15 protein-coding genes are annotated in these 13,685 nt (G+C 64.6%); 8 read left to right on the top strand and 7 right to left on the bottom strand.

Features of this window, described 5'->3' with window-relative positions:
• Positions 1-5 precede the first annotated feature (5 nt).
• From moaC to FHR95_RS16225, 4 genes are all read left to right on the top strand, one after another.
• The gene (moaC, locus tag FHR95_RS16240; protein ID WP_183315196.1) at positions 6-866 is read left to right on the top strand and encodes a cyclic pyranopterin monophosphate synthase MoaC; all 861 of its coding nucleotides are present in this window, start codon (positions 6-8) and stop codon (positions 864-866) included.
• A gap of 3 nt (positions 867-869) precedes the next feature.
• On the top strand, positions 870-1,325 hold the full coding sequence (moaE, locus tag FHR95_RS16235) for a molybdopterin synthase catalytic subunit MoaE (protein ID WP_183315195.1): 456 nt from the start codon (positions 870-872) through the stop codon (positions 1,323-1,325).
• A complete protein-coding gene (moaA, locus tag FHR95_RS16230) occupies positions 1,322-2,314 on the top strand; it encodes a GTP 3',8-cyclase MoaA (RefSeq protein WP_183315194.1) in 993 nt (330 codons plus the stop codon). Before moaE ends, moaA begins: the two co-directional genes overlap by 4 nt.
• Positions 2,315-2,573: 259 nt before the next feature.
• Complete coding sequence (locus tag FHR95_RS16225) at positions 2,574-2,864, top strand: H-NS family histone-like protein (protein WP_183315193.1); 291 nt, start codon at positions 2,574-2,576, stop codon at positions 2,862-2,864.
• 196 nt (positions 2,865-3,060) lie between these two features.
• Here the strand turns inward: FHR95_RS16225 and FHR95_RS16220 are convergent, their stop codons facing one another.
• The 4 genes from FHR95_RS16220 to FHR95_RS16205 all read right to left on the bottom strand — a co-directional run bounded on the left by FHR95_RS16220 (position 3,061) and on the right by FHR95_RS16205 (position 7,003).
• The gene (locus FHR95_RS16220) at positions 3,061-4,668 is read right to left on the bottom strand and encodes a ribonuclease J (protein WP_183315192.1); all 1,608 of its coding nucleotides are present in this window, start codon (positions 4,666-4,668) and stop codon (positions 3,061-3,063) included.
• Between the two features lie 168 nt (positions 4,669-4,836).
• Positions 4,837-5,598 (bottom strand): amino acid ABC transporter ATP-binding protein, encoded by a 762-nt coding sequence (locus FHR95_RS16215; protein WP_040187065.1) that lies wholly within the window; start codon positions 5,596-5,598, stop codon positions 4,837-4,839.
• A complete protein-coding gene (locus FHR95_RS16210; protein ID WP_040187064.1) occupies positions 5,595-6,269 on the bottom strand; it encodes an amino acid ABC transporter permease in 675 nt (224 codons plus the stop codon). Before FHR95_RS16210 ends, FHR95_RS16215 begins: the two co-directional genes overlap by 4 nt.
• Positions 6,270-6,286: 17 nt before the next feature.
• Positions 6,287-7,003: an amino acid ABC transporter substrate-binding protein gene (locus FHR95_RS16205; protein WP_246378670.1), complete on the bottom strand. Its 717-nt coding sequence runs from the start codon at positions 7,001-7,003 to the stop codon at positions 6,287-6,289.
• 525 nt (positions 7,004-7,528) lie between these two features.
• Here FHR95_RS16205 and FHR95_RS16200 point away from each other — a divergent pair.
• Positions 7,529-8,200, top strand: coding sequence for an energy-coupling factor ABC transporter permease (locus FHR95_RS16200; RefSeq protein WP_040186973.1), 672 nt, complete (start codon positions 7,529-7,531; stop codon positions 8,198-8,200).
• A 96-nt stretch (positions 8,201-8,296) separates the two neighbouring features.
• A complete protein-coding gene (locus FHR95_RS16195) occupies positions 8,297-8,638 on the top strand; it encodes a four helix bundle protein (RefSeq protein ID WP_183315190.1) in 342 nt (113 codons plus the stop codon).
• 105 nt (positions 8,639-8,743) lie between these two features.
• Here FHR95_RS16195 and dinB read toward each other — a convergent pair whose 3' ends face one another.
• Positions 8,744-9,802, bottom strand: coding sequence for a DNA polymerase IV (gene dinB, locus FHR95_RS16190; protein WP_183315189.1), 1,059 nt, complete (start codon positions 9,800-9,802; stop codon positions 8,744-8,746).
• 24 nt (positions 9,803-9,826) lie between these two features.
• Complete coding sequence (gene lexA, locus FHR95_RS16185; RefSeq protein ID WP_183315188.1) at positions 9,827-10,480, bottom strand: transcriptional repressor LexA; 654 nt, start codon at positions 10,478-10,480, stop codon at positions 9,827-9,829.
• A gap of 406 nt (positions 10,481-10,886) precedes the next feature.
• On the opposite strand from lexA, the gene FHR95_RS16180 reads away from it, so the two are divergent.
• Both FHR95_RS16180 and FHR95_RS16175 read left to right on the top strand, forming a co-directional pair.
• Positions 10,887-11,555 (top strand): TetR/AcrR family transcriptional regulator, encoded by a 669-nt coding sequence (locus FHR95_RS16180; protein ID WP_183315187.1) that lies wholly within the window; start codon positions 10,887-10,889, stop codon positions 11,553-11,555.
• Positions 11,555-12,073 carry a L,D-transpeptidase gene (locus FHR95_RS16175; RefSeq protein WP_183315186.1) on the top strand — a complete coding sequence of 173 codons (519 nt, stop codon included), beginning with the start codon at positions 11,555-11,557 and terminating at the stop codon, positions 12,071-12,073. Before FHR95_RS16180 ends, FHR95_RS16175 begins: the two co-directional genes overlap by 1 nt.
• Before the next feature lie 208 nt (positions 12,074-12,281).
• On the opposite strand, the gene FHR95_RS16170 is transcribed toward FHR95_RS16175, so the two are convergent.
• Positions 12,282-13,514 (bottom strand): type II secretion system F family protein, encoded by a 1,233-nt coding sequence (locus tag FHR95_RS16170; protein ID WP_183315185.1) that lies wholly within the window; start codon positions 13,512-13,514, stop codon positions 12,282-12,284.
• Positions 13,515-13,685 lie beyond the last annotated feature (171 nt).

Here is a 13,685-nt window from a genome sequence, read left to right as displayed (position 1 = left end):
CCCCCATGCCTCTGACCAACCCCTCCTTGACCCATCTCAATGCCCGCGGCGAGGCCCACATGGTCGACGTCGCCGACAAGCCGGAGAGCCGCCGCGAGGCCAGCGCCTCGGGCCTTATCCGCATGCAGCCCGAGACGCTGGCGCTGCTCGCCGAGGGCGGCCTGCCCAAGGGCGACGTGCTGGCGACGGCGCGTATCGCCGGCATCCAGGCCGCCAAGCGCACTCACGAGTTGATTCCTCTCTGCCATGCCCTGGCGCTATCGAAGGTCGCCATCGACTTCGAACTCGACGAGCCGGAATCCTGTGTCCACGTCACCGCCACCTGCCGCCTCAACGGGCGCACCGGCGTGGAGATGGAGGCACTGACCGCGGTCTCGGTGGCCTGTTTGACCCTCTATGACATGTGCAAAGCGGTGGACAAGGGCATGGAGATCGGCGCTATCCACCTCGATACTAAGACCGGCGGCAAGTCCGGTGACTATCGTCGCGAGGAGGCTCGGGGAGAGCGAGCCGTGACACCCTCCTTCATCGAGTCCGCCGCGTCGCCGATCGTCACCGGCGAGGGGGCCTCCGGCGAGGTCTCGGTAGGGCAGCGTGGCGATATCGCCGCGCCCTGCATCCGCGTCAAGTGCCTGGCCGAGCTGCGCGAGCGCCTCGGCGTCGGCGACGTGACGGTTCCGGTTGATCGCCTGGCGAGTTCCGACGTGGCCGGTCTCAAGACGGCCCTCAAGGCGCTGGATGCCCGCTTCGAAGGGCTCGACCAGGGGCGCGTACTGTGTGCCGTCAATCAGGTGATGGCCGGTGATGCCACGCCGTTGACCGACAACGACGAGGTCGCCTTCTTTCCCCCGGTGACCGGAGGCTGAACGATGATCCGCGTGCAGCAACGCGTCTTCGATGTGGGCGATGAGCAGCGTGCCCTGCTCGAAGCGCGTCGCGATATCGGGGCGGTGGTGAGCTTCACTGGCCTGGTGCGCGATTTCAACGAGCGTCCCGAGGTCCAGGCGCTGACCCTGGAACACTATCCGGGCATGACCGAGGCGGCTCTTGGCGACATCGTCGAGCAGGCTCAGTCGCGCTGGCCGCTGCAGGGGGTCACCCTGATCCACCGGATTGGACGCCTCGCCCCTGCAGACCCTATCGTGTTGGTAGTGGTCGCCAGCGCCCATCGACGCGCTGCCTTCGAGGCCTGCGACTTCATCATGGATTACCTCAAGACCCGCGCGCCCTTCTGGAAGAAGGAGCATACCGCCAGCGGGGACTACTGGGTTTCGGAGCGCGACGGCGACCATGATGCCGCCCGTCGCTGGGAGATGTCTTCATGACCGATGAGCTGATCGACGACTTCGGCAGGCGAGTGCGCTACGTGCGCATCTCGGTCACGGATCGCTGCGACTTTCGCTGCGTCTACTGCATGAGCGAGGAAATGACCTTCCTGCCGCGTGCCCAGGTGCTGACTCTCGAGGAGTTGGCAATGGTGGCGCGTGCCTTCACCGAGATGGGCGTGGAAAAGGTTCGCCTGACCGGAGGGGAGCCCCTGGTGCGGCGCGATATCGACCGTCTGGTCAGTGAGATAGGAGCGCTGCCGGGGCTCAAGGATTTCGCCATGACCACCAATGGCGCGAGCCTGCCCAAGTTCGCCTCTCGCCTGCGCGAGGGTGGGCTCAAGCGCCTCAACATCAGCCTCGACTCCCTGGATCCTGAACGCTTCCGTCGCCTGACACGTACCGGCGACCTGCACAAGGTCATCGATGGGATTCGCGCCGCACGTGATGCTGGATTCGAGCGTATCAAGCTCAATGCCGTGATCCTCAAGGGGCGCAATGATGATGAAGTGCTGGATCTCGTCGAGTTCGCGCGTCGCGAGGGTCTCGATATCAGCTTCATCGAGGAGATGCCGCTGGGCGACGTGTCGGATCACTCCCGCGCCGAGACCTTCTGCTCCAGCGACGAGGTTCAGGCCCGGATCGAGACTCGCCACCAGCTGATCCCCACCACCGAGTCGACGCTCGGCCCGTCGCGCTATTTCATGATGCCCGACAGCGAGTCCCGTGTCGGTTTTATCTCGCCCCATAGCCACAACTTCTGCGATACCTGCAACCGGGTTCGCGTCACGGTGGAAGGGCGTCTGCTGCTGTGCCTCGGCAATGAGCATTCCGTGGATCTGCGTGCCGTGTTGCGTCGCTATCCCGGTGATATGGACGCACTCAAGCAGGCGATCGTCCGCGCCATGCCGCTCAAGCCCGAGCGTCACCATTTCACTACCGACGGCGATGTTCAGGTGGTTCGCTTCATGAACATGACCGGCGGCTGAGGCGCTAACAAGCCGGATTGATACCGGCACGCGGGTATAACGGGCGACATCACGGTGTCGCCCGTTGTCATGTAGGTGTGCTAATTGATGGCAGGAGATCGCATTTCCTGCTCGACTGTGCGCCGCATGTCGTGGACATTATGCCGGTATTTGTTGCCGTTTTTCCCGCAGCTTTGCTTGCCAATGTGATCCAAGTGCATATACTTTTGACGTGTCATTCTAGAAAGTTACCGTCCAACCTTCGGCATGGAGACCGCTAATGTCCAGCGAATCCCTGGAGCGCATCGCCCGCAACAAGAACGTGGCTCGTGCTGCGGCACGCCAGCTGAGCACAGAACAGCTCCACAAGCTGGCCGAAGTCATCGGTGAAGTGATCGAGCAGAAAAAGGACGAGGAAATTCAGCGCCAGGAGGAAGAAGCCGAAAAGGCGCGCAAACTTGCCGAGATTCGCGAGCAGATCAATGAGGCCGGCCTGTCGCTGGATGATCTGGTGACCGAGCAGCCCAAGCGCAAGCGCGGGCGTCCGCCGAAGAATGCCAACAAGGCTTGATGTTTTAGCGTTCGACTTACATGGCGAGTTACCGTTTGCCTGTCTCGCGGGGTGCAAGTCGAAGCGTCGAACCGACCGCTCCTACAGGGGCCATGAGCCAATCGTAGGAGTCGTCGGTTCGACGTCTCGACTTGCACCGCGCATATTGCCTTCTTCATCGCGACAAGCAGATCCCTCCCACCCTCGAAAGCTCCCCTTACTTCCCCAGCATCTCGGTTTCCACTGCCAGGATCTGCAGGTGCACCTCGGGGACTCGGTGCAGGTGATCGGCTAGCCAGCCGAGTAGCCTGGGCTGCAGGGCTAGGCGCAATTCGGCCAGCGTATCCACCTCAATCTCCTCAAGGCAATCGTCCAGCCAGTCGGCGAACGCCGTCTCGTCGATCGGGCTTGTGTGGCTGGCGTCGAGCATCAGACGACCGATACGCGTCCATCCCGTGTCGGTGGCGGCCACCGGAATGGCCAGGTAAAGGCTTCCATGGCGAGAGCGGTGGCTGGCATCGCTGCTCCCCAGACCGGGCAGGGCAGAGACCGCATTCTGGCTGACGATATGCGGCCGTTGGGGGTGGCGCGTTTCCAGGGTGAGCCCTTCGGCATCCAGTCGGATCAGATCGCCGTTCACCGGCGTCAGTGGCGCCTGGATACCGAGTTCCTCGGCGAGTGCCTGATGAGCCTGCTGGTGGCGCGCCTCGCCGTGTACCGGCAGCAGTTGGCGAGGTTTTACCCAGCCGTAGAAAGTGCGCAGTTCCTCCTGGGCGGGATGGCCCGAGGCGTGCAGTTCGGGATGGTTGTCATCATCGAGAATGGCCACATTGAAGTGCTGGAGACCACGTTTCAGACGATGGATCAACCGCTCGTTGCCGGGAATGGCCTTGGCGGAGAAGATCACGGTATCACCCGCCATCAGCTCGAAATGAGGGTGTCGGCCGCGTGACAGGCGGGATAGAGCGGCACGCGGTTCGCCCTGGCTGCCGGTGGCGATGACCAGGACTTCTTCCGGTGGCAGGTATCCGAGGTCGGTGACCGGCACCAGCGGCGGCAGGTCGTCCAGGTACCCGAGCCCGCGGGCCACGCCCACCATGCGTTCCATGGAGCGCCCCATCAGGCTGACACGACGCCCGCAACGTTCCGCCGCGCGACCGATGGCCAGCACGCGCGCCAGGTTGCTGGCAAAGCAGCTCACCACCACGCGCCCTTGGCAGCGGGCGATGGTGTGGCTCAGCGCCTCGGCGACTTCGCCTTCGCTGCGGGAGTGACCGGGCATCGGCGCATTGGTGGAGTCGCCTACCACCAGGTCCACGGGCGCGATGGCGCGGAACGTCGCGGCCGAGATGGCTGGCCCGATCAGTGGCTCGGGGTCGAGCTTCCAGTCCCCGGTGTGCAGCACGCGATAGTCACCGGCGGCGATCAGCAGCGCACAACTCTCCGGGATCGAATGGGTCAGTGGCAGGTAGCGCAGCGTGAAGGGGCCAGTCTCCAGCGCCTCGCCCGGCTCGATGACCTGAATGGCGTCGGTGGCCAGGCCGCGTTCGACGAACTTGGCCCTCAGCAGGCCGGCGGCCAGCGGGGTGGCGTAAAGCGGGCAGCCCCACTTGGGCCACAGCCAGGCCGCGGCGCCGATATGGTCCTCATGGCCATGGGTGATGATCAACGCCCGCGGACGAATCGACAGCGTCTCCAGGGTGGAGAGATCCGGCACCTGGAGCGGATTGTCCGGAAGGTCCTGACGAATCATCATGCCGCAGTCCACGGCGATCCACTCATCCCCCTGGCCTCTCTCCCCGTGGCCATACAGGCTGAGGTTCATGCCGATCTCGCCACAGCCGCCAAGCGGCAGAAAATGCAGGGCAGGGCGGCGGCGAGGGCGGATCTGGACGCGTGGCTGTGACATCGATGGGGGTGTGGGCCTGGAAAGTATCCGGCTACTATACGGGATGCCCGCCGGCCCTCACAACGCGGCCCTCAGGCGTTCGGCTCAGGTGGGTGAGTCGATAGACACCTGGGTCGCCAGCACCTTGCGCAGGAAGTCTCTTGTGCGGGGGTCCTGCGGCGAGCCGAAGAGATGTTCGGGTGGTCCCTGTTCGATGATGCGCCCGCCTTCCATGAAGATCACCCGGTCGGCAACGTCTCGGGCGAAGCTCATCTCGTGGGTCACCACTAGCATGGTCTGGCGTTCCCGGGCCAGCTGTTTCATCAGGCCCAGCACCTCCTCGACCCATTCCGGGTCCAGCGAGGAGGTCGGCTCATCGAAGAGGATCACCTCGGCCTGTGCCGCCATGGCGCGTCCAATGCCCACCCGCTGCTGCTGGCCGCCGGAAAGCGAAGCAGGATAGGCATCGGCCTTGTCGGCCAGGCCGATGCGCTCGAGGATCTCTCTGGCGCGCGCGTGCGCCTTCTCCTTCGGCCAGCGGTTGACCACGATCAGCCCCTCGGCAATGTTCTCCAGCGCCGTCTTGTTGGCGAACAACGCATAGTTCTGGAACACGAAGGCCGTGCGCCGGCGTGCCGTCAGGATGTCCGACCGGCTGGCTCGGGTGACGTCGACGTCAAGGTCACCGATGGTCAAGCGACCGGCATCCGGCCGCTCGAGAAAGTTCAGGCAGCGCAACAGCGTCGACTTGCCGGTCCCCGAGGGGCCGATCACCACGATGATTTCGCCCTGTTCGATGGCCAGGTCGATGCCGTCGAGGACAGCGGTTTCGCCGAAGCGTTTAACGAGTCCTTGCACCTTGATCATCGGCGGTACGCCTCGTTGAGTCGGGTTTCCAGGCGCCGCTGGAACCAGGCCAGCAGCTCGACGATGACCCAATAGAAGACCGCTACCGTGATGAAGGCCTCGAAGTAAAGGAAGCTGCCGGCAGCCTCCTTCTGGGTGGCGCCCATCAGCTCGGTCACTCCCAAGGTAAAGGCCAGGGAGGTGGCCTTGATCATGTCGATGAAGTAATTCATCAGCGTCGGCACCGCGACCCGCGTGGCCTGGGGCAGCACGATACGTCGCATCAGCTGGCCATTGGTCATGCCGATGGACAGGGCCGCTTCCGTCTGGCTGCGGTCGACCCCGACGATGGCGGCGCGAATCGATTCTGCCATGTAGGCCGAGAAGTGCAGGGTAAGCCCCATGATAGTGGCGGTAATGCCATTGATCTGGGTCAGGAAGGCCAGCAGCTGGGGCAAGCCGTAGTAGAACAGGAACAGCTGCACCAGCAGTGGCGTGCCGCGGAAAAAGGAGATGAACAGCAGAGTCGCAGCGTTCAATCCCGGGATGCGCAGCACGCGGATCACGGCGAGGCCGCAGGCCAACACCAGAGCCAGTGCCATGCCGACAGCAGCCATCTGCAGGGTCAGCGGCAGATAGCGCAGCAGGATGGGCACCAGCCCCAGCATGTAGTCGATATCGAGGACGGACATGGCGACGGCTCAGCCCCTCACGGGGTGGTGATGTCAGTGCCAAACCACTCTTCCGAGATCGCCGTGAGGGTGCCCGACTCGCGCAGGATGGTCAGCGCGGCGTCGACCCGATCACGCAGGGCGCGGCCCGCTTCCGTGTCGCGGAACGGCAGGGCATTGCGAATCTTGGAGAACGGCTGGCCGGCCAGTGCCAGGGGCAGCGGTTTCTCCTTGATGACCTGGCTGGCGCTCACCCGATCCATGACGAAGGCATCGACGCGCCCCAGGGCGGTGTCCTGCTCGATGTTGCTCTCGTAGGTGCGGATGTCGATCTCGTCGGCGTAGGGCAGTTCGCGCAGCAGCTGCTCGTAGTTGGAGCCGAGGTTGACGGCCACCGTCTTGCCTTTCAGGTCCTCGACGCCGTGGACCTCCTCGTTGCCCTCCTTGACCACGACCTGGGCGCCGTCATAGACGTAAGGGTCGGTGAAGGCGTACTTGTCGGCCCGCTCCTCGGTGATGGTGATCTGGTTGGCAATGGTATCGATCCGGCCGGATTCGAGCATGCCGAACAGGCCCGAGAAGTTGGCAGTAACGAACTCGACCTCGATGCCCATCTCGTCGGCCACGGCTTCCATGACATCCACCTCGAAGCCCTGCAGCTTGTCCTGTTCGACGAAGGTGAAGGGGAAATAGCCGCCGGACATGCCGACCTTGATGGCGTGCTCGTCGGCCTGGGTCAGGCTGCTCGCGGTCATCAAGCCTGTGACCAGAGCAGTGAGGGCAATACGCTTCAGCATGGGGTTGCTCCTGTATATTGATGGAAAAACAGGGTATACGTCACGGGGTTCGTGACGTAGATGGAAAAATACACTAGGGAATAAAGAAGCTTTTTTCCAATAGCTTTTGGTTATTAGCCGTGTCGCGTGGAGGGTTCTGTGATTCGGTCGGGTAGAGCGTGTCGACGTGTTGGGGGGGATTGGCAGGGCAACCGCATGTAGAAAGAATGCCCATCTATATCGAATCCTTCTTTATGATTCAGTTGCGAACGAATCTCGATGTGCGATTGCCCTGGTATACCCTGCTGACTCCCACCGCCGATCAGGATGGCGCCATCGGCGAGGCACGGGCCCACATCCACGGCGCTTCGAGCGTGTCCGAAGCCCCTGTTTTGGCTACACTGTGGCCCTTGCTATAGCGCCAAACCGGGATCATGCGATGCCACCCGACTACCATCCCACCACCCCTTCCTGCTGCTGGTCGTTGCCTAATGGAGTGAGCCGATGACGATTGCCGAACCGGTTCTCGCCGCCTGGTTGCTGTGGCTGTGCGGCTTGATCTCAGCGGCCTTTGTCGGGCTCGCGCTGAGCCGTCGGCCGTGGGTCGCGCTGCTCGATGACCACGCCCTGCAGCACCGCTGGCTGGCCGCCACCGTGGTGGTGATGCTGCTCTGGCAGCTGCGCGCCCAGGCGGTGGACTGGCTGACCCTGCACCTGATGTTCACCGCCTTGCTGACGCTGATCTTCAAGGCACCGCTGGCGCTGCTCTCGATCACCGCGATCAATGTGGCCATGGTGCTGCTGGGGCGCAACGACTGGTCGCTGCTGGGGGTAAACGTGCTGGTCAGCGGGGTGGTGCCAGCGCTGGTGATGGGCATCGTCTGGCGACTGGTCGACCGGCGCCTGCCGGACAACCTGATGGTCTTCATGTTCGTCTGTGCGTTCTTCGGCTCGGCGCTCGCCACCCTGGCGGCTGGCCTGGCCGCCGTGGGGCTGATGGCCATAGGCGCGACTGACGCCGAGGCGCTGCGCCAGGCGCTCGAATACGCCCGTTTCCTGCCGCTGCTGATGCCCTCCGAGGCCTTCATCACCGGCATGCTGATGAGCATTCTGCTGGTCTACCATCCCGGCTGGGTCGCCACCTTCAACGATCACCGCTATATCGATACTAAATAAGCCGCCAAGCGCCGAGCAGCCAAGCGCCGAGCAGCCAAGCAGCCCAAGCAGTCAGTGCTATGTTGAAAGCTCAAGGGTCTTGGGTGGGAGGCAGGGATGCGCTTCGAGGATCTGCTGGTATGGAAACGCTCGGCGAGACTGTGCTCGGAGGTGTACCGGTCTTTCAGCCAATCAAGGGACTTCGGGTTCAAGGACCAGATCACCCGATCCGCCTTATCGATTGCAAGCAATATTGCCGAAGGCTACGAAAGAGATAGTGACAGGGACCGCGTCAAGTTCCTTAGCTACGCCAAAGGTTCCTGTGCTGAGCTGCGAACGCAGATCTACATTGGCATCGAAATTGGTTATATCGAGAAGTCGTTGGGCCAACGCTGGGCCGAAGAGACGCGCGAGATTTCTCGCATGCTATACGGACTTATGACCCGATTCCGTGACTGAACAGTTCCTGCCTGCTCGACGCTTGGCTGCTTGGCCGCTTTCCCCGCTCGGCGCTCGATGGCTTTTTCCTTGGCTGCTCGGCGCTCGGCGCTCGGCACTCGGCGCTTACAAAGGCAGCACCAGCTGCTGCCGGGCTTCTTCGGGCACCAGGCGCACGCCGACGCCGAGCAGGCGTACGGGGCGGCGGGCGCGGGCCCAGGCCTGTTCCAGCAGGCGGGTGTAGCTTTCCGCATCGGGGCTGAGGCCGCGGCTTTCCAGGGTGGTGAGGCTGAAGTCGTCGAAGCGCACCTTGACGAAGAGCCCGGCCATTGGCGGATGGCCGTGGCGCTCCAGCCGGCCCTGCAGCTTGTCGCAGAGCGGGGCCAGGGCGGCACTGGCGGTTTCAAGGTCGGGCAGGTCCTGGTCGAAGGTGGTCTCGACGCTCACCGACTTGCGCTCGCGCTCGACGCGCACCGGGCGCTCATCGATCCCGCGGGAGAGCTCATAGAGCCGTCGCCCGAACTTGCCGAAGTCGTCCAGCAGGCGCTCGATGGGCAGTTCGCGCAGCTCGGTGCAGGTGGTGATACCCATGGCGTCGAGCCTGGCCCCGGTGGCCGGACCCACCCCGTGGAGCTTCTTGACCGGCAGGTCGCGCACGAAGGCATCGACCTTCTCGGGCGGGATCACCGTCAGGCCATCGGGTTTCTCCCAGTCGCTGGCGATCTTGGCCAGGAACTTCGACGGCGCCGCGCCCACCGAGACGGTAATCCCGGTGCGCCGGTAACACTCCTCCTTGAGCCAGCGGGCCATCCAGGTCGCGCTGCCGTGAAAGCCCTCGACCTCGGTGACGTCCAGGAAGGCCTCGTCCAGCGACAGCGGCTCGACCAGTGGGGTGAGTTCGTGGAACACCGCCTGGATCTGCCGTGAGACCTCGCGATACTTCTCGAACTGGCCGCGCATCAGCGTCAGATGCGGGCAGAGGCGCAGTGCCCGGGCGGTGGGCATGGCGGAGTGGATGCCGAAGGTGCGGGCGGGGTAGTTGCAGGTGGCGATGACCCCGCGCTGCTCTCGCGAGCCGCCGATGGCTAGCGGAATGTCGCGCAGGGCAGGGTTGTCACGCATCTCCACCGCTGCAAAGAAGCAGTCGCAGTCGGCGTGGAGAATCTTGCGGACGCGCTCGGTCATGGGGCGAGGGGCAACCGGCGTCGATCAGAGCGCCTGGCCGCTGCCGCCGCGGATCACGCCCACGCCGATGCCCTCGATCTCCAGCGGGTCATGGCGCAGGTCCACCTCGATGGGCGCGAAATCGGGGTTTTCGGCCTCCAGGGTGACCACATGGCCGTGGCGATGGAAGCGCTTGACGGTGACCTCGTCCTCCAGGCGCGCCACCACGATCTGGCCGTCGCGGATGCGCTCGGTGCGGTGCACCGCCAGCAGGTCGCCCTCGAGGATGCCGGCATCCTTCATCGAGAGGCCGCGCACCCGCAGCAGGTAGTCGGCGCGCGGGGTGAAGTACTCCGGCGGCAGCGGGCAGTAGCGGTCGATGTGCTCGGCGGCGAGCACCGGGCTGCCGGCCGCCACCTCGCCGATGATCGGCAGGCCCTGGGGCGTCTCGTCCAGCCCCTCGTCGTTGGCGGCCTCCGGTTCTTGGGCGGGCAGGCGGATGCCCCGCGAGGTGCCGCGGATCACCTTGATGGCCCCCTTGCGCTCCAGGGCCCGCAGGTGCTCCTCGGCGGCATTGGCGGACTTGAAGCCCAGCGCCCGGGAGATCTCCGCGCGGGTCGGCGGGTAGCCCAGCTCGTTCATGGTCTTGACGATGAAGTCGTACACGTTCTGCTGCCGGGCCGTGAGTGAGCGACTCATAAGGCCTCCAGGGTCGGTAACCAGAGAGTGGCGATCCTCTCGCCACGCGTCTGATCAAGTATACAGCATGTCTTTCTGTCCAGTAAAAGAGCTGAGCGCCGAGCGGCCAAGCAGCCAAGCAGCCAAACCGTTGGGCGAAACTCTCAGCCTGGTCGGTTTCGCTTCAACTGTGGATTGATGCCGTAACGGGCGGTGCCATCATCCTGCTCGGCGCTCGGCGCTCGGCGCTCGGCGCTCGGCGCTCGGCGCTCGGCGCTCGGCGCTCGGCGCTCGGCGCTCGGCGCTCGGCGCTCGGCGCTCGGCGTTTCAAACACCGAGCCTCCTGCGGCATTGAGCCACGCCCTTGGCTGTCATACACTCGCGGCATATTCAAACAATTGTTTCCAATGACATGGAGCCGTTGCCCATGGCCCAGCAGCCCGACACCGTCACGCGCATCCTCGATACCGCCGAGGTGCTGTTCGCCGAACGCGGCTTCGCCGAGACCTCGCTGCGCAACATCACCAGCAAGGCCAAGGTCAATCTGGCGGCGGTCAACTACCACTTCGGATCCAAGAAGGCGCTGATCCAGGCGGTGTTCGCGCGCTACCTGGACCCCTTTACCGTGCGTTTCCACGCCTCCCTCGACGAGCTCGAGGCCGACTACGCCGGCCGCGTGATTCCGCTGGAAGCGCTGCTCGAGACCATGGCGCGCAGCGTGCTCGAGGTGCCGGCGGAGCGCAACAGCCTCAAGGTGTTCATGCGCCTGCTGGGGCTTGCCTACAGCCAGGCCCAGGGCCACCTGCGCCGCTACATTCAGGAGGAGTACGGCAGCGTCTTCACCCGCTTTACCGAACTGGTGCGCCTGGCCACGCCGGAGCTGCCCGATGCCGAGCGCTTCTGGCGGCTGCACTTCATGCTGGGTACGGTGATCTTCACGCTCTCCGGCCTGGATGCCCTGCGCGATATCGCCGAGAAGGACTACGGCGAGCACGTCAGCGTGCGCGACCTGGTGCGACGTCTGCGCCCGGTGGTGGTGGCGGCCATGAACGCGCCGCTGCCCGACCCCAGCCCGGTGCGCCGCGAGGCCAGCTGATGCGCACGCCCCTGCTCACCGAGCTGCCGCCAGAGGAGGGCGTGTGGCTGGAGATCGACACCGCCGCCCAGCGGCTGACGGTCTGGCGGGGCCGCGAGCTCGAGTGGTCCTGCAAGGTCTCCACGGCCGCCAACGGCACCGGGGAGGAGGAGGGCAGCGGCGCCACGCCACTGGGCTGGCACCATGTGCGCGCCGCCATCGGCGCGGGCAACCCGCCGGGCACCGTCTACCGCGGCCGCCGGCCCACCGGCGAGGTCTACAGCGAGGCACTGGCCGCCGAGCATCTAGGGCGCGACTGGATACTCACCCGCATTCTCTGGTTGAGCGGCCTGGAGCCCGGGCGCAACTGCGGCGGCAACGTCGACTCCCAGCGGCGCTATATCTACCTCCACGGCACCCCGCCGAGCGAACCCATGGGCGTGGCCCGCTCCCATGGCTGCATCCGCGTTCGCGATGATGACCTGCTGGCGCTGTTCGAGATCGCCGTGCCGGGCACGCCGGTATGGCTGCACGATTGAGGGGGGGGCAGCGGCGAGCTGCCAAGCAGCCAAGTGTTGAGCGCCGAGCAGCCAAGCAAGTCAAACGGTCGGGCGAATCTCTCAGCCTCGTCGGTTTCGCTTCAATTGTGGATTGACACCGTAACGATCGGTGCCATCATCCTGCTCGGCGCTCGGCGCTCGGCGCTCGGCGCTCGGCGCTCGGCCGCTTGGCCGCTTGGCCGCTTTGTTAAATCACACTCCCCAGCTCGAAGATCGGCAGGTACATCGAGATAACCAGGCCGCCAACCAGCACGCCGAGCACCACGATGATGAAGGGCTCGAGCAGCGAGGTGAGGGTATCCACCTTGTTGTCGACCTCCTCCTCGTAGTAGTCCGCCACCCGGTTGAGCATGGCGTCCAGCGAGCCGGCTTCCTCGCCGATCCCCACCATCTGCACCGCCAGCGCCGGGAACTGCTCGGTGAGGCGCATGGCGAAGTTGAGCTGCTGGCCGGTGGCCACGTCCTCGCGGATCTGGGCGATGGCGCGCTCGTAGACCATGTTGCCCGCCGCGCCCTCGGCGGTCTCCAGCGCCTCCACCAGCGGCACGCCGGCACCGAAGGTGGTGGCCAGGGTGCGCGAATAGCGCGCCACCGAGGACTTGTCGAGGATGTCGCCGATCACCGGAATGCGCAGCGAGAGCGCATGCATCTTGTAGCGGAAGGCCTCGGACTTCTTCATGCCGGCGCGCAGGAAGAAGATGAAGCCTGCGATACCCAGCAGGCCCCACCACCAGTACTGCTGGGCGAACTCGGACAGCGAGATGGTCATCCGGGTCATGGCTGGCAACTCGGCGCCGAAGCCGCTGAACAGGCTCTCGAACTGCGGCACCACCTTGATCAGCAGCAGGGCGGTAACGCCGATGGCCACCATGATGACCGCCGCCGGGTACCAGAGCGCCTTCTTCACGCGGCTCTTGAGTGACTCGACCTTTTCCTTGTAGGCCGCCACCCGCTCCAGCATGCGGTCCAGCGAACCGGACTGCTCGCCGGCCTCCACCAGGTTGGCGAACAGCCGGTCGAAGTGCTGGGGGTGGCGCTTGAGCGCCTCCGAGAAGCTGGAACCGGCCGCCACGTCGTTCATCAGCTCCTGCACCAGGGCGCTCATCGCCGGCTTCTTGAGGCTCTCCGCCACCACCTGGAAGGCCTGCAGCACCGGCACGCCGGCGCGGATCATGGTCGCCATCTGGCGGGCGAAGAGCATGATGTCGCGTGGCTTGATCTTGCCCATGCCGCCGCCGAACCCGCTCTTGCGGCGGATGTTCTTGACGATAATGTTCTGGCCAAAGAGGGTCTTCTCCACCTCGGCCTTGCGGGCGGCGATGATCTCGCCGCCCACCTTGCGCCCGCCGGGCCCCTTGCCCGTCCAGCGCCAGCGGTAGAGCTTGCTCTTCTGTGCCTTGCGCATGGGCTTCGTTGCCATGTTCATAGTTCCGTCCCTGCGTTATGTATTGTCTGCGTCTTGCACGGCAATTCTTGGTGTTATGTGTGGGAACCGTCGCTCCTGGTATGGATTGACCCGTCAAGGGTTCGGTTGTCTCTACTGCATGCGGTTGTCCTTAATGCCTTCGGATCAGGGAGCGAGGGGCTATCA

Origin of the sequence: Halomonas fontilapidosi (assembly GCF_014192285.1) — a bacterium.
In the GTDB taxonomy this organism is placed as follows: Bacteria; Pseudomonadota; Gammaproteobacteria; order Pseudomonadales; family Halomonadaceae; genus Halomonas; species Halomonas fontilapidosi.
Note: the sequence above shows the minus strand (reverse complement) of the source record. Positions and strands in the feature narration are given on the sequence as shown.

What these genes read in the sequence shown, in the direction of transcription:
- moaE (WP_183315195.1), top strand. Translation starts at nt 870, where the DNA reads ATGATCCGCGTGCAGCAACGCGTCTTCGATGTGGGCGATGAGCAGCGT.
- FHR95_RS16215 (WP_040187065.1), bottom strand. Translation starts at nt 5,598, where the DNA reads ATGATCAAGGTGCAAGGACTCGTTAAACGCTTCGGCGAAACCGCTGTC.
- lexA (WP_183315188.1), bottom strand. Translation starts at nt 10,480, where the DNA reads ATGAGTCGCTCACTCACGGCCCGGCAGCAGAACGTGTACGACTTCATC.
- dinB (WP_183315189.1), bottom strand. Translation starts at nt 9,802, where the DNA reads ATGACCGAGCGCGTCCGCAAGATTCTCCACGCCGACTGCGACTGCTTC.
- FHR95_RS16225 (WP_183315193.1), top strand. Translation starts at nt 2,574, where the DNA reads ATGTCCAGCGAATCCCTGGAGCGCATCGCCCGCAACAAGAACGTGGCT.
- FHR95_RS16220 (WP_183315192.1), bottom strand. Translation starts at nt 4,668, where the DNA reads ATGAACCTCAGCCTGTATGGCCACGGGGAGAGAGGCCAGGGGGATGAG.
- moaC (WP_183315196.1), top strand. Translation starts at nt 6, where the DNA reads ATGCCTCTGACCAACCCCTCCTTGACCCATCTCAATGCCCGCGGCGAG.
- FHR95_RS16200 (WP_040186973.1), top strand. Translation starts at nt 7,529, where the DNA reads ATGACGATTGCCGAACCGGTTCTCGCCGCCTGGTTGCTGTGGCTGTGC.
- FHR95_RS16180 (WP_183315187.1), top strand. Translation starts at nt 10,887, where the DNA reads ATGGCCCAGCAGCCCGACACCGTCACGCGCATCCTCGATACCGCCGAG.
- FHR95_RS16205 (WP_246378670.1), bottom strand. Translation starts at nt 7,003, where the DNA reads ATGACCGCGAGCAGCCTGACCCAGGCCGACGAGCACGCCATCAAGGTC.
- FHR95_RS16195 (WP_183315190.1), top strand. Translation starts at nt 8,297, where the DNA reads ATGCGCTTCGAGGATCTGCTGGTATGGAAACGCTCGGCGAGACTGTGC.
- moaA (WP_183315194.1), top strand. Translation starts at nt 1,322, where the DNA reads ATGACCGATGAGCTGATCGACGACTTCGGCAGGCGAGTGCGCTACGTG.
- FHR95_RS16170 (WP_183315185.1), bottom strand. Translation starts at nt 13,514, where the DNA reads ATGGCAACGAAGCCCATGCGCAAGGCACAGAAGAGCAAGCTCTACCGC.
- FHR95_RS16175 (WP_183315186.1), top strand. Translation starts at nt 11,555, where the DNA reads ATGCGCACGCCCCTGCTCACCGAGCTGCCGCCAGAGGAGGGCGTGTGG.
- FHR95_RS16210 (WP_040187064.1), bottom strand. Translation starts at nt 6,269, where the DNA reads ATGTCCGTCCTCGATATCGACTACATGCTGGGGCTGGTGCCCATCCTG.